The 13,231-nt window shown below is 37.6% G+C and carries 17 protein-coding genes; 5 read left to right on the top strand and 12 right to left on the bottom strand.

Features of this window, described 5'->3' with window-relative positions:
• Positions 1-72: 72 nt before the first annotated feature.
• The 5 genes from ED2_RS07390 to ED2_RS07410 form a co-directional block, all read right to left on the bottom strand.
• The gene (locus ED2_RS07390; protein WP_005880665.1) at positions 73-834 is read right to left on the bottom strand and encodes a 3-oxoacyl-ACP reductase; all 762 of its coding nucleotides are present in this window, start codon (positions 832-834) and stop codon (positions 73-75) included.
• Positions 831-1,052 (bottom strand): DUF2829 domain-containing protein, encoded by a 222-nt coding sequence (locus tag ED2_RS07395; RefSeq protein ID WP_005880667.1) that lies wholly within the window; start codon positions 1,050-1,052, stop codon positions 831-833. Before ED2_RS07395 ends, ED2_RS07390 begins: the two co-directional genes overlap by 4 nt.
• A gap of 5 nt (positions 1,053-1,057) precedes the next feature.
• Entirely contained in the window at positions 1,058-2,578 is a 1,521-nt protein-coding gene (locus tag ED2_RS07400) for an AcpB/EbpR/MafR family transcriptional regulator (protein WP_016177205.1), read from the bottom strand.
• 63 nt (positions 2,579-2,641) lie between these two features.
• A complete protein-coding gene (locus ED2_RS07405) occupies positions 2,642-3,343 on the bottom strand; it encodes an LrgB family protein (RefSeq protein WP_005880671.1) in 702 nt (233 codons plus the stop codon).
• Positions 3,336-3,746 (bottom strand): CidA/LrgA family protein, encoded by a 411-nt coding sequence (locus tag ED2_RS07410; RefSeq protein ID WP_005880673.1) that lies wholly within the window; start codon positions 3,744-3,746, stop codon positions 3,336-3,338. The genes ED2_RS07405 and ED2_RS07410 overlap by 8 nt, the downstream gene beginning before the upstream one ends.
• 318 nt (positions 3,747-4,064) lie before the next feature.
• Here ED2_RS07410 and ED2_RS07415 point away from each other — a divergent pair, with 318 nt between their 5' ends.
• From ED2_RS07415 to ED2_RS07425, 3 genes are all read left to right on the top strand, one after another.
• Positions 4,065-4,799: an MIP/aquaporin family protein gene (locus tag ED2_RS07415; RefSeq protein ID WP_005880675.1), complete on the top strand. Its 735-nt coding sequence runs from the start codon at positions 4,065-4,067 to the stop codon at positions 4,797-4,799.
• 369 nt (positions 4,800-5,168) lie between these two features.
• Positions 5,169-6,026, top strand: a complete 858-nt coding sequence (locus tag ED2_RS07420; RefSeq protein ID WP_231373186.1) for a hypothetical protein — start codon at positions 5,169-5,171, stop codon at positions 6,024-6,026.
• A gap of 4 nt (positions 6,027-6,030) precedes the next feature.
• Positions 6,031-6,216, top strand: coding sequence for a hypothetical protein (locus ED2_RS07425; RefSeq protein ID WP_016177203.1), 186 nt, complete (start codon positions 6,031-6,033; stop codon positions 6,214-6,216).
• A 26-nt stretch (positions 6,217-6,242) separates the two neighbouring features.
• Here ED2_RS07425 and ED2_RS07430 read toward each other — a convergent pair whose 3' ends face one another.
• Genes ED2_RS07430 through ED2_RS07440 form a run of 3 tightly spaced genes read right to left on the bottom strand, consistent with a single transcriptional unit; the run spans position 6,243 to position 8,152 of the window.
• Positions 6,243-7,142: a metallophosphoesterase gene (locus tag ED2_RS07430; RefSeq protein ID WP_016177202.1), complete on the bottom strand. Its 900-nt coding sequence runs from the start codon at positions 7,140-7,142 to the stop codon at positions 6,243-6,245.
• Between the two features lie 24 nt (positions 7,143-7,166).
• Positions 7,167-7,523, bottom strand: a complete 357-nt coding sequence (locus ED2_RS07435; RefSeq protein WP_005880681.1) for an iron-sulfur cluster biosynthesis family protein — start codon at positions 7,521-7,523, stop codon at positions 7,167-7,169.
• A gap of 47 nt (positions 7,524-7,570) precedes the next feature.
• Positions 7,571-8,152: a GNAT family N-acetyltransferase gene (locus ED2_RS07440; RefSeq protein WP_005880682.1), complete on the bottom strand. Its 582-nt coding sequence runs from the start codon at positions 8,150-8,152 to the stop codon at positions 7,571-7,573.
• A gap of 237 nt (positions 8,153-8,389) precedes the next feature.
• Between ED2_RS07440 and ED2_RS07445 the strand changes: the two genes are divergently transcribed.
• On the top strand, positions 8,390-8,686 hold the full coding sequence (locus tag ED2_RS07445; protein WP_005880685.1) for a hypothetical protein: 297 nt from the start codon (positions 8,390-8,392) through the stop codon (positions 8,684-8,686).
• A 242-nt stretch (positions 8,687-8,928) separates the two neighbouring features.
• On the opposite strand, the gene ED2_RS07450 is transcribed toward ED2_RS07445, so the two are convergent.
• Genes ED2_RS07450 through ED2_RS07465 form a run of 4 tightly spaced genes read right to left on the bottom strand, consistent with a single transcriptional unit; the run spans position 8,929 to position 12,555 of the window.
• The gene (locus ED2_RS07450) at positions 8,929-9,882 is read right to left on the bottom strand and encodes a siderophore ABC transporter substrate-binding protein (protein ID WP_016177201.1); all 954 of its coding nucleotides are present in this window, start codon (positions 9,880-9,882) and stop codon (positions 8,929-8,931) included.
• Positions 9,883-9,903: 21 nt separating this feature from the next.
• Positions 9,904-10,659: an iron ABC transporter ATP-binding protein gene (locus tag ED2_RS07455; RefSeq protein ID WP_005880689.1), complete on the bottom strand. Its 756-nt coding sequence runs from the start codon at positions 10,657-10,659 to the stop codon at positions 9,904-9,906.
• Positions 10,656-11,612: an iron chelate uptake ABC transporter family permease subunit gene (locus ED2_RS07460; RefSeq protein WP_016177200.1), complete on the bottom strand. Its 957-nt coding sequence runs from the start codon at positions 11,610-11,612 to the stop codon at positions 10,656-10,658. Before ED2_RS07460 ends, ED2_RS07455 begins: the two co-directional genes overlap by 4 nt.
• Positions 11,605-12,555: an ABC transporter permease gene (locus tag ED2_RS07465; protein ID WP_005880693.1), complete on the bottom strand. Its 951-nt coding sequence runs from the start codon at positions 12,553-12,555 to the stop codon at positions 11,605-11,607. Before ED2_RS07465 ends, ED2_RS07460 begins: the two co-directional genes overlap by 8 nt.
• Positions 12,556-12,702: 147 nt before the next feature.
• Between ED2_RS07465 and ED2_RS07470 the strand changes: the two genes are divergently transcribed.
• The gene (locus ED2_RS07470) at positions 12,703-13,149 is read left to right on the top strand and encodes a YueI family protein (protein ID WP_005880695.1); all 447 of its coding nucleotides are present in this window, start codon (positions 12,703-12,705) and stop codon (positions 13,147-13,149) included.
• Positions 13,150-13,231 lie beyond the last annotated feature (82 nt).

A 13,231-nucleotide genomic window follows, 5' to 3' on the forward strand; every position in this document is an offset into this window, starting at 1 on the left:
GTCATACTGCCTATACTTTAAGAATAAGTGATCGTATAACCGATAGCTCGTTTTACAATAGCAACAAAAAAGCTATTTTAAGAGCCAACCACCATCGATCGGAACGATTGCTCCTTGGATATAGCTGGCTTGAGGTGTTGCTAAAAACAACGTCAATTCAGCCACTTCTTCTGGTTTGGCCCAGCGTTTGACTGGCGTTTCATTTGCCACCCATTCTGCCATTTTACCATCTCCTGCAAAATCAGCCGTATTCATTGGCGTTTGGATAGCTCCTGGTGCGATTCCTTTTACGCAAATACCTTGGGAAGCGTAGTCGAGCGCTAATTGTTTGGTAAAACCAATAATCGCGTGCTTGGCACTTGTGTAGGCAACACCGCCTCCACCAGCCACGTAGCCAGCGATAGAAGCCATATTGATGATCGTTCCAGAGGTTCGTTGAAGCATCTCTGGAAGTAGCAATTGAGTCAAACGATACATGCTTTTTACATTGACCGCAAATATCCGATCCCACAACGCTTCATCCGTTTCTAACAACGGGTGATAGGCATCAAGTATCCCAGCCGTATTCAATAAAATCTCTACTTCACCGAAGTGACGATGGCAAGTTTCTACCGCTTCTAAAAGTACTTCTTTTTTTGTGATATCTCCCAAGTAATACATAAAAGATTCTGGATAACTCGTGGAAAGTTCTCCCATCCCACCATTTTGCTGATCCAGTCCAAAAACTTGGGCGCCTTGCTCTAAAAATGCTTTAGCTTGTGCATGTCCGATTCCCGAAGCTGCACCAGTCACAAAAACAACTTTTTCAACTAGATCTGTATAGTGGTTTTTCATTTTACAATGACCCAGTCATCTGCCAAGATATCGCAAACAGTTGGGGCAAAACTAGAAAATCCTTCGTCGCTAGTTTTGATCAAAAAATAAGGAGTAACGGGACAACCGTCAAATTCATCTCCAGATACAAGAACGACGTAAAGCTCAAAACCACTCCAGCCTTCACGAATCACTTTTGCTCCTTTTTTTACTTCTGGTAATATTTCTTCAAATGTCATTTTCTTCATCTCCTGCGATTATTTTTTTCTTGGATCAGTCTTATCTTTTCAAAAAGTTCAATATAGTCTTTCAATTGTAATTCGCCTGTTACGATAAAGTATTCTAAGTCTGCCCATGGCTTACGGTGAACTTTGCTCGTTGAAAGCAACAAATCGACATCTCTTCCACGATAGTCTGTAGGTAAAAAAAGCAACTGATAGTCATTGCGGAAAAAATTACGTAGCCCCTCTTGGATCAGTTGTTCTTCAAATAACGGAAAATCTGTCATTAGCAAAATCGTTATCTGAGGCAACTGTTGAGTGAATGCGCCCATTGTTTTTAAAACCGTCAGATATCTCCCCATCAAAAAGGAAATATTTTGAAAAGCCGGATGTCGGACTTCTCTACGTTCTACTTCAAAGAATAAATCGAGCCAATGTTTTAATTCCTTGTTTTCAATCACTAGATGGTTCATGAAATCACTGTCGTTGCCATCAATCGTTTCTTTTGCTTCCGGAAAAAGATACGCAAACAAATGGCTACTGAATAAATAGTTTTCTGCTTCTTTAGATAAAGTTTCTGTTGGAAGTCCTTGTTCTGTTTGGTAGAATTCTAGTGCTTCTTTCGCTTCATAAAGTGCAGTATAAGGCGGGGTCTGATATTTTTGGTGGAACGTAAAAATACTGGTACGGATTTCTTCATCCGTATAATATTCTTCTCTTGTCATCAACACTAAAAAAAGCGCGCCTACCTCGTCCTCGTTTTGAAAATAATTTGGAAATACTGGTTGCATCCACTGACAAAATTGTTTAAATAATGGATTATCTGTAATCAACCGCCGTTTGCGCTTGTTTAAGTCCACATAGTGTTTCTGAGACTTACGCAAAAAGAAGGCTCCCAACATATATTCCAATCTTCGTTTTTTGATTTCATTTAACCGTACATTAAAAAAAGCCATGATTTGTTCTGCGATTTTTTTCACATCTGTTTGGGAAATCGTCGCAAACGGCCAGATCTTTCCACGGAACAACTGCCAAAAAGTCATATGTAAATAGAGCCGAATGATTTCTTCTTCTCCCTGGGCCACATAGTCCCCACGTTGCAAAGAGATACCATAGGCTTTTAATTGTTGTTTCCATTCATTGATTTTTCGGTGAGCAGTTGATTCACTGATGTAATGTTTTTGTGCAAACTGATACATCGTGTGGAAATCTTCAAAAAAAATATCATGCAACAATTGATATTTCAACGTATTTTGCACAAGATAGATGAGAAAACGCTCGTGCTCGATCGAATCTAAGGAATCATGAAAATTATAACCAGCACGGTGGGACTTTACAAATAGAGGTTGTGCTTTCCCACTAAAGTGCTGATAATTTTTAGATAGTTCACTTAAATATTTCGAGACACTGCGTGCATCTAATTGAACTGTTTGCGCAAGCTGTACAGCTGTATGCCATCCATGATCTTCAAAGCTTTCCAGCAGAAGGATTTTATAGTAGAGATCTTTGTCGAATCTCTTTAAATATTCAGATGACAAATACAACTTCACTCACTCCTTTATGCTAGAACGTTGGTTTCATTGTAGCATAAAACAACTGCTTCGACATTAAAACAAGCCAGCAAATGGTTGGAACAATAAAGGTAAGATGAAAACTGTTAGAATACCATTGACGCAGATTGCTAAACCAGAAACGATCCCTTCTATTTTGCCCAGCTCAATTGCTTTAGCTGTCCCGATTGCATGGGAAGTACTCCCTAAAGCAACTCCACGAGCGACAGGACTCTTGATATTGAATATTCGAAAAATATGTGTGGCAATCAACGAACCAAAAATACCTGTTGAAACAACGATGGCAAGTGTGACTGCATTTACCCCGCCCATACTATGAGAAAGATCCACTGATATTGCTGTAGTTACTGATTTTGGCAATAATGAAATAACCATATCTTTCTTTAATGAAAAGAAATAGCCGATACCTACGCTGACCAAACAATTGGCAACGATCCCGGCGATAATGGCTGCCAGGACTGAAAAAACATTTTCCTTCAATAAATGAAAGTTCTTGTACAACGGAATGGCTAATGCTACTGTTGCTGGTGTGATCAGCATCGTCAAAAAGCTGCCACCGACATTGTAGTCTTGATAATCGATACCAGAAAAATGTAAAAATAAAATGATTACAAGGATCGATAAAACTAATGGATTGATGATTGGTAATTTATATTTGCGCAAAAATTTATCGGATAGAACATACACGCCTAAAGTGACACTTAAACCAAACAAAGGATTACGGAAAAATTCAGTCAATTTGTTGTTCCTCCATCTCTATTTCTGGATCATTTGCTTTTCGTTTCTTCGTGACATATCGGACGATTGCTTCAACACCTTCTGCAGTTTTTCCTGCTACGACCATTGTCACTACGGAACAAACGACAACAGCACCAAGCAAAATAGGCCAGATCGTTGCAATATCGTCAAAATAATCAAGTAAGCCCACTCCAGCAGGTACAAAAAGGATCGTTAAGTTATTCAACAAAAAATCCCCTGTTGCTCCTAATCTTTCAGGATTTACCAAATGCATCTCAAATGCCAAAAACAGGAATAAAATGCCAAGGATACTTCCGGGAATAGGTAGATGCGCAAAAACTCGTGTCGCTTCTCCTAATACAGAAAAAAATGTGATGATAAAAAACTCTTGAAAAAATTTCATATATGAAACACTCCTTATGTCTTGTTTTCATTTTACTAACAAACTTTTTCTGAAAGTTTCAAAACATGCTGTTTCTAAGCAACAACATTTGAAAAAAATACTTGTTTTTTTTTGGTATATTTATAATTAAGGTTGGTGTTTTGCGAGAAAGTTTCGAACGTTGATTTTTGGAAGTTGGTCTGATTTCTTTCATACATAGAAATCGCATTTTTAATCTGCACTTATTGCGACCACGGAAGAAAAGGACAGGCGAAACACTGCACCTATTGTGTTGATGTTTCTTTTTTTTTGCATTTTTATAATATTTTGGAGGTATATATGGATTACTCACTTATGACGCGTCTAGCGGCGGAAATGATTGGTACAGCCTTATTGATCGTTCTAGGAAACGGTGCTGTAGCTAACGTAGATTTAAAAGGAACGAAGGGTTACGGAAGTGACTGGATGTTGATAGCTGTAGGTTATGGCTGTGGGGTTATGATCCCAGCAATGATCTTTGGCGGAATCAGCGGAAACCACATCAACCCAGCATTCACAATCGCTCTTGCATCAAACGGCTTATTCCCTTGGTCAGAAGTTTTACCTTATATTGCAGCTCAATTAGTCGGTGCCGTAATTGGTCAATTGATCGTTGTAGCTTGCTACAAACCATACTATGACCAAACAGATGATGTAAACCATGTTTTAGGTACATTCTCTACTATCAATAGTGTTGGTTCTAAATTCAATGGTTTCGTCAATGAATTCTTTGGTTCATTCGTTTTATTCTTTGGTGCCCTAGGTATCACTAAAGCACCATTCTTCCAAGATAACCTTGGTACAGCTCATTTAGCTCTTGGTTTCTTAGTTTGGACATTAGTCGCTTCTCTTGGAGGTCCTACTGGTCCTGGATTGAACCCAGCGCGTGACTTTGCTCCACGTCTGGTACATGCTTTATTACCACTTAAACACAAAGGCTCATCACAATGGGGTTATGCTTGGGTGCCAGTTGTTGCACCGATTTGTGCCGGTATTGTTGCAGTCTTCTTATACAAATTCATCTTTATGGCTTAATCAAAGTCAAGCAGAAAACTGGATGCGAAAATTCGCACCCAGTTTTCTTTTTTTTGGAAAGATATATTCTGTTTACTCTTTTGAGTATGGAATAATACAGTAAAAAAGTAAGAAAAACAGTAGCAACTGAAATCAAGGTTCCAATTCATGCCATAGAAAGGTAAAGACAGTAGCAACAAATTTAACCTATCATCTATCACTAAAACTTAACTAAGGAGCGTTATCATGGCAATAACTGACTATACTGAAAGTGAACGAAAAGCTGAACTTTTAGCCTTACTTCTTGCATTGAAAGAAAATGGTTCGTATCATTCGACAGGTTCGGATGGCAAGATACTTTATACATTACTATTTACGACATATCAGAAAATGATTGAACAAGATCAACAAAATTTTTTTATACCCAAACAACAGCAATCTGCTATCTCCACCTCTTTACAAAATACCATTGATTTTTATCAATCTGCTAAACAAGGCGAGATCAAACAATTACTGGAAAACCTAAAGCCTGATGATCGCACCTCCTTCATGATCCTTCCCATCCAATTTTTGACAGAAGGAGAACAGAAACACGCGTCTGGATTACTTATACATAGACACAATGATCAGTATGTCCTTTCCATATTAGACAAAGCACGTTTTTTTCAACAACGGACTGGCAGCTATCTCACGATCCCTGAGAAAAATATAGAAAAGTTCAGTGAACTACTTTTAGATAGTAAAAACTCTGATGAGATTCACAGAAATAGCCCTACTGTTAGCTATGATAGGTGGTCGAATTATGGGATTTTAAAAGCCTTTACTACTCTTTCAAATGAGCCTCAAGCAAAAGACTTAAAAATAAACCTAAGTAGACAAATCGAAGGAAATTGTATTATAGCTGGTGTCGATGCAGCTTTCAAAACAGCTTTGTACCATTGTCATACGGATATTTTCCAAACTATCGATACGCGTAAAGAAAAGCTTACACCAAAATACAATGTAAAAGAGAACGCTACATTTCAGATGCGTCGACGTTTCCTCCACGCCTTAAAGGGCAATGATCACAACGAAAATAAAAAATTAGATCGTATTTTTTCTTATTATGAAGAAAGGAAAAAAATGAAAAAGAAACTCTTAAAGCTTAACAAAACATGGAAAAATTCAAGAAATCCACTTCTTAAGCTAATCTATCATCTGAAAAAAACCAGTATCCAAAAAACAGTACACCATTCATCATGGATTTAACAATATGATGAAACGCGATTTCTCTATTATGCCTTTAAATGGCCTTCCAAAAGCAAGAGTTCAAAATCTTATAAAAGAAGATTATCAAAAAACGGCAATCGCAGAACTATACGCAAAAGTATCACCATCAAAATTAACTTGTATCCAAAAATCTAAAAAAAGGATTCTCTTTCTCGTTGACTTCAACTGAAAAAATGACTGTTATTTTGTATGGAATCAATACAAAATAACAGTCATTGCTTTTTCAAATTCTTCATGTAAATGTTTCGTACGATACGCGCTGAACTCTGAATCATGCGCACGCAATAACGTTCGCAATTTCATTGGATTGTAGCTGTCAACCAAGTGATTCATCAAAACGAAGTCTCTCGTCAGTTGCCATTCATAATAATACCCAAATGGCCGGCAACTATATGTCGCGCCACCAATGACTTTGTCGGCAAACCTGCGATGTGTATGTCCAAAGACCACATGTGTGATATTGTCATACTGATCCAGTAAATCACCCAATGACTCTGACCCTAAAAAAGCATTTAGATTATTCCAACGTTCATAGGGAGCTGACTGATACACTATAAAGTCTTTTTTAGGAACAAAATGCGTAGAAAAAATCACCTTTAACTGTTTGGCAGAAAGGATATCCAACAGATTTTTTGTTTCTTGAAGCAAGCGATCATTCACTTCAAGATCCGTTCCTTCTCGCTGAATAAACCGATCATACCAGTAAAGCTTCTTCATTCGAACGATGGCATCCAACTCTTTCAATTCAGAAAAACGATAATCATACCAACCGTTCATTCCTACTAAAACTAGTTTCTCATTAAGAGGAATATAGCGTTCATTCAGGAAATGCGCATCTGGAAAATGATTCATCATTTCCTCGCCATTGACATCAGCTAATTCATGGTTGCCAAAATGAAAGGTCGTCGGCAAGCCTTTTTTTGCAAAATATTCCACAACAGCTAAACAACGATCTACTTTGTTCGCTACATCACCTGCCAAATGAAGGCTCGTGATTTCTTTTTCTTTTAATACTTGCCATAGGATCAGCAATTCATTTTCGCTAAACTTGTTGATGTCAACATGCAAATCACTGATGATCGCTAACTTTCCCATTTACGACTACCTTCTGTTCTCTTCTTAGTCTCTATGAAGCATTTGTAAATTCCCTTTTAATAAACCACTTGGACCCTTTAATTGAAGACTATTATACGTTGGTTCCACTGCAATTGTTGTAGGGTCATCCATATACATCAAAGCACTTTTTTTCATTCGGATCGGACCAACTGTGGTTTCCGCTGTTTCTGAATATAAACTCAAATCTTTGTCCGTATCCTTTTTGACGATCAATAAACGAAAGGACGTATCGATTTGGCAAGTTACCCGAGTATCTGCGAATGGACCATCACCATCTTCAATATCTAATAATAATTGTTCATCTGCATTGACTTGAGATTGGATCTTTTCTTTTGCTTCCTCTGTTAACAATAGTTCCATTGTCATCACCTCAAGTATAGCTTACTGATTTTATATTTTAGATGCAACTAACTTGTTTTTTTGTGCTGTTGCTCCTGCCATTCTTTTTTTGTGATGCCACGTAAAACGGTTGAAGCGATTTTCCCTTTCCAATGTCTCGCATCAGGAATGATTCCTTCCTTCTTCATACCGATTTTTTCCATGACCCGTCCAGATTTAGGATTCTCTACGTCATGTTGCGCAAAGATCCGCACAAGTGCTAATTCTTCAAAACCAAGTGTCAATAATGCTCTGGCAGCTTCCGGCATATATCCGTTTCCCCAATACGCCTTATTTGATGCATAACCAAGTTCTGCATTATCCTGTATTTCATTAACTCTCAAATCGATGGTACCGATCATTTTATGATTGCTTTTCAACTCGATACCATATTTGCCTAGAGGAGCTGCCATGAAAACATTAGCGATCCCCTGTTTCGCATCATCTATCGTCTGGTACGTAGGAAATACATAATACGTTGTTTCTTCATCTTTTCCATATTCGTACATATCCTCTGTGTCTTTTAGAGTAACTGGGCGCAAGATCAAACGCTCTGTTTCGATTCTTTGGTGCTGGGCAAAAATTAAATTTCGATCAATCAGTAATTCCATTGTCTTTCCCACCCCTACGTATATATTTCTAACTACTTTATCGAAAATATGCGACAGAATCAAGGGTTTCACGAATTTTCATTGATATTTTCTTAATTGAACCTTAAGTACCATCAAAAAAGATTGAAAATAAAAAAGCTTTAAACATTACTTGAAAAAGAATAACCTTTTATTCACGGTTTGTTAACATTTTTTCAGTATTGTTATCTTATTCAATTAAAACCTGGAGGAATCATTATGGCTGAATACGCAAAAACGATCTACTTTATCGAAGAAACACAAAATATCGAAGGTTCCTACATTGAAGTCAAAACTTTGTTTGTCAATGATGATAAGCAAAAAGCAATTTCAATTTTTGAAAAATTAGCGCAAAAAAAATCAAGCTCATTTGGTTTGATTCTGAGTGAATACAAGATCAAAGCAGAAGAAAGCTATTTTTATCAGTTATTAAAACATTGGACAAAGCTTCCTGCTGACTTCTATCGAAGAATGAATATTTTGAATTACCGAGCACTAGCAGAGACAAAAATCTGACCCCTTCAAGATCCAACTAAAAGACCATATCGATCCATTCTTCTTATTTCTCGGAGTTAAACACTTCTGTCCCAACCTCTCTCAAATAAACGGCGTTTAAAAGTCAGATTTTCGGGAATTTCAAAAAAAAACGAGCAATACAAAAAGCGTATTGTTCGTTTTTTTATTCAATTTCTCAAACCTAAACGACTTTTGTCTCGACCTCGTTTTCGTGCCGTTTTCCGTTTTGTTCTAGTCTTCTTTTAGTTGAATGCTTGATTGACGTCTTTTATCATCAACTTCATTGACTCTAAGCCACCGCCACTTAAATACCATACATCTGGTTGTAAAGAAATGACTTGATCATTTTTTCCAGCATCTGTCTGCGCAACTAATTCATTTGCCGACACGTTATCTTTGCTGTCATCTCCACCAATTGCTTTCGTACGATCGACAACAAAAAGGATTCCTGGATTTTTTTCTAAGATATACTCATAGGAAACACTTTGTCCATGCGTAGAAGCTTCAATTTGATCATCCGCTTGTTTAAATCCAAATACATCATGGACAAGGCCAAAGCGTGAACCTGAACCATAAGCTGAAAGCTGTCCTTCGTTCACTAGCGTAACTAAAGCTGTTTGTTCAAGCTTGCTTGCTTTTTCTTTTGTTTCCTCAATTTCTTTCGTTAATGTAGCTAGTTCTTCTTTTGCTTTGTCTTCTTTACCAAAAATCTCAGCTAACGCATTTACATTCTGCTGTACAGATTCCCACGGTTCCTTTGTATCGACCGCTAAGTAAAGGGTTGGCGCAATCTTAGCTAGTTCTTCTTTGTAATCACTTTGTCTACCAGAAATAATGATTAAATCAGTCTGCAACTGATTGATTTTTTCTAAATCAGGCTCTTTGATCCCACCAGCCGATTCTACATCTTTATACTTATCTAAATAACTAGGTAAGTTTTTAGTTGCTGCTCCGATCACTCTATCCCCAACTCCCAATGCATCTAATGTATCTAAAGACCCGTTATCAAAAACAACGACTTTTTGTGGATTTTTTTGTACTTCCACACGATCTCCATTGCTGTCTTTAATAGATACGGTCGTTTGTTCGGTTGTATTACTTGTTTGGGTAGACACCGTACCACTGTTTCCAGTATTCCCACATGCCGCCAATCCAAATGTTGCCATCAATAAAATACTAAGTACTAATCTTTTCATCTCTTTTCTCCTTTAATTTTTTTAGAAATAAAGACAGAATCTGCGTCCTTCAATTTCGCAAATTCGGATGTCCATTTCATACAAATCATCTAAAACTTCTTTTTTGATAATTTCGTTCGTTGTGCCTTGAACAAATAACTCTCCATCTTTCATGGCAATGATTTCATCTGCATAACTCGCTGCAAAATTGATATCATGGAGAACGATGATGATCGTTTTTCCTAATTCGTTCACTAATTTTTTTAAAATCTGCATGATTTGTACAGCAAAATTCATATCCAGATTATTCAACGGTTCATCCAACAAAATATAATCTGTATCTTGGGCAAGTACCATCGCAATGTAAGCTCGCTGTAACTGACCACCAGAGAGTGTATCGATTGTTTGATCCGCTAATGCGTCTAAACCTAGATGTTCCATCGATTCCTTGACGATTTGTTGATCGTGTATAGTTAGTTTCCCTTTTGTATAAGGAAAACGACCAAATTCAACTAATTCTTTGACGGTGATCTGCATACTGATCGTATTGGTTTGTCGTAAAATGGATAACTTTTTGGCTAGTTCCTTTGAGCGCCAAGCCTTCACCTCGTTGTGATCCAAATAAATTTCACCCGTATCCTTAGCAATCAGCCGACTGATCATTGACAGAACTGTCGATTTTCCTGCTCCATTCGGTCCAATAAATGCCGTCAATTGCTGTTCCTTGATAGTCAGATTGACTCCTTTCACCACCGCTTTTTCATGATAGTTCTTACTAACTTCTTTTAAGTCGATCATGTGATCGTCTTCCTTTCACGAATCAATTTTGTAATAAAATAAACGCCACCTAAAAATTCCACCACAATACTAACAGTCGTGTTCCAACCAAAAAGCTGTTCTACGAGTAATTGCCCACCCACTAAAAAGAGGACGGAAATCAAAAAACTCCCTAGAAACAATTCCCCATGTCGATAAGTAGCAAAGAAACGATAACTGATATTCGCTACAATAAACCCTAGAAAAGTGATCGGTCCCACCAATGCAGTAGCAGTACCCGTCAGAAGACTGACACAGCATAATACAAAAAACTGGAAATGATCTGTATCGATCCCTAAATTGATTGCTTGTTCTTTTCCAAGATGGAACACATCAAGATAGTGTCTTTTATAAAATAAGAAGAACCAAGACAAACTAATGATGATCGTAGCTGGCAATAAATACTGATTTGGAATATTCCCAAAACTAGCAAAGAGCTTTCCTTGTAAAAGATCATATTCATTTGGATCCATGACAACTTGTAAAAAAGTGCTGATACTGCTAAACAAGGTACCTAAGATCATCCCTGTCATTAAAAGAAGAAAGACATTCGTCTGACCTTTCTTCAATAAAAAGAAGAATAAGAGCTGACTCAACCCCACCATCAATCCAATATTCAGTAAAAACATCCCTGTTCCTACCTGTTGCAGCATCGTCACTCCATCAAAGAAAAAGAAGAGAATTGTTTGTACCAATACATACAATGAATCCAATCCTAAAACAGATGGGGTCAAAAATTGATTTTGTGTGATCGTTTGGAAACTGATCGTTGCACTGCTTGTAGCGAGAGAAACCAAAAGAAATGCAAAAATTTTTTTACTGCGAAGTGCCCAGGCGAATTGCCAATTCCCATAGGTATTGATCATCAAATAGCTGGCGATCACTCCTATGGTAAGGATAACCAAAAGGGTAAATCGTATCCTTTTTCTATGCATTCTTTTTCCTCCTAACCAGCAAATAAAGGAAAATAATACCGCCAATGATCCCCACCACCACGCTGACCGGTACTTCATAGGGATAAATAACGACTCGAGCGATGATGTCACAAGCAAGTAAAAACACACTCCCCAATAGTGCAGTGAATCCCAACGTTTTATGTACCTGATCCCCATATAGCTTAGCAGTGATATTGGGAATGATCACACCAAGAAATGGAATCGTTCCAACCATGATCAATACGATTGCACTCGCAAAAGAAACAAGTCCTATTCCTAATAATTGCATTTTTTTATAATTGATCCCTAGGTTGACTGCAAAAGATTCACCTAAGCCAACAATGGTAAAGCGGTACGCAAAGATGTAAATAACCACCAACAAAGGAACCGTTACATACAGTAATTCATACTCACCACGTATGATCGTCGCAAAATTTCCTTGTAGCCATGAAGACATGTTTTGTACCAATTGAAATTGGTAAGCAAAAAAAGACGCTACAGAACCAATGATATTACCCAACATTACTCCGACTAACGGGAGCATAAGCTGATTTTTTTGCGGAAATAACCGTGCAAAAGATAAAAATAAAAGTGTTCCTACGAAAGCAAAGAAAAAAGCTGTCAGAGAACGTAAAAGTAAAGGTGCCTGAGGTAAAAATAACATAACGACTAAAATTCCCAATCTTGCACTATCCATCGTCCCCGCAGTCGTTGGTGAAACAAATTTATTTTGAGTCAAGTGCTGCATGATCAGTCCACAAATACTACTTGTCGCTCCAACTAAGATCAAACAAATCGTTCGAGGGAAGCGAGTCGCTAAAAAAAGTTGGGTACTTTGTCCCCTTAAGTGAATCAGGTCAGAAAACTGCACATTTGATACACCGATAAATAAGGAACAGCAGCCTAGTCCAATCAAGGCAGCAATTAACCAAAAGTACCGCATAAAATCCTCCTCGTTTCTAATTGATAATGATTCTCATTCTTATTCTAAGTGAAGGTTTGAACAAAAGCAACCGCTTTTTTCTTTTTTAAGCATTTTCATCTTCTATGTTATAATCCTATTAGAAGAACTGAGAAGGAGGATAATCCGATGTCAAAAGACGATGTACAAAGCCATTTAGACAAAGGAATGTATGGTACCCCATTAGTAAATCCCGAGGAACAACACAAATATTTAGGTACTTTTCGTGAACGTTGTTATTTGAGTATGACGATCGCTGAGATGAAAGATCCGACAAACAAGGAGAAATTCATTGAAGAAATTGAAAAGCAGCCTGATGCAACGATTCTCTTGAATGGTGAAACCCCAATTGCGATCCAAAATCAATACATCCAGCTTGCAACGAAGAACAATATCCGTTTTACAGTCGTCAATGACTTTGTCTCCGACGCTCCAGACAGCATTGGGTTACTCTTAGCTGCGAAACAAGCGGTGAATGAACCCGTCATTGATGTAGAAGAAAAATATCCCAAAGAAGAACAAGCAGAACCCGAAGAAAAAAATAAAAAGAAAAGTTTGTGGGATCGCTTATTTTAATTCAAATAAGTATTTTCCCAACTGAAACGACCGCCAAAAGTCAGGAATCCTAACTTTTGGCGGTCGTTTTATTCGGAATCAG

The organism is Enterococcus durans NBRC 100479 = LMG 10746 (assembly GCF_001544215.1).
Taxonomy (GTDB): Bacteria; Bacillota; Bacilli; order Lactobacillales; family Enterococcaceae; genus Enterococcus_B; species Enterococcus_B durans.

Excerpts from the sequence above, each read along its gene's own strand:
- ED2_RS07390 (WP_005880665.1), bottom strand. The coding sequence starts at position 834 with ATGAAAAACCACTATACAGATCTAGTTGAAAAAGTTGTTTTTGTGACT.
- ED2_RS07395 (WP_005880667.1), bottom strand. The coding sequence starts at position 1,052 with ATGACATTTGAAGAAATATTACCAGAAGTAAAAAAAGGAGCAAAAGTG.
- ED2_RS07410 (WP_005880673.1), bottom strand. The coding sequence starts at position 3,746 with ATGAAATTTTTTCAAGAGTTTTTTATCATCACATTTTTTTCTGTATTA.
- ED2_RS07415 (WP_005880675.1), top strand. The coding sequence starts at position 4,065 with ATGGATTACTCACTTATGACGCGTCTAGCGGCGGAAATGATTGGTACA.
- ED2_RS07420 (WP_231373186.1), top strand. The coding sequence starts at position 5,169 with ATGATTGAACAAGATCAACAAAATTTTTTTATACCCAAACAACAGCAA.
- ED2_RS07425 (WP_016177203.1), top strand. The coding sequence starts at position 6,031 with ATGATGAAACGCGATTTCTCTATTATGCCTTTAAATGGCCTTCCAAAA.
- ED2_RS07430 (WP_016177202.1), bottom strand. The coding sequence starts at position 7,142 with ATGGGAAAGTTAGCGATCATCAGTGATTTGCATGTTGACATCAACAAG.
- ED2_RS07435 (WP_005880681.1), bottom strand. The coding sequence starts at position 7,523 with ATGGAACTATTGTTAACAGAGGAAGCAAAAGAAAAGATCCAATCTCAA.
- ED2_RS07440 (WP_005880682.1), bottom strand. The coding sequence starts at position 8,152 with ATGGAATTACTGATTGATCGAAATTTAATTTTTGCCCAGCACCAAAGA.
- ED2_RS07445 (WP_005880685.1), top strand. The coding sequence starts at position 8,390 with ATGGCTGAATACGCAAAAACGATCTACTTTATCGAAGAAACACAAAAT.
- ED2_RS07450 (WP_016177201.1), bottom strand. The coding sequence starts at position 9,882 with ATGAAAAGATTAGTACTTAGTATTTTATTGATGGCAACATTTGGATTG.
- ED2_RS07455 (WP_005880689.1), bottom strand. The coding sequence starts at position 10,659 with ATGATCGACTTAAAAGAAGTTAGTAAGAACTATCATGAAAAAGCGGTG.
- ED2_RS07460 (WP_016177200.1), bottom strand. The coding sequence starts at position 11,612 with ATGCATAGAAAAAGGATACGATTTACCCTTTTGGTTATCCTTACCATA.
- ED2_RS07465 (WP_005880693.1), bottom strand. The coding sequence starts at position 12,555 with ATGCGGTACTTTTGGTTAATTGCTGCCTTGATTGGACTAGGCTGCTGT.
- ED2_RS07470 (WP_005880695.1), top strand. The coding sequence starts at position 12,703 with ATGTCAAAAGACGATGTACAAAGCCATTTAGACAAAGGAATGTATGGT.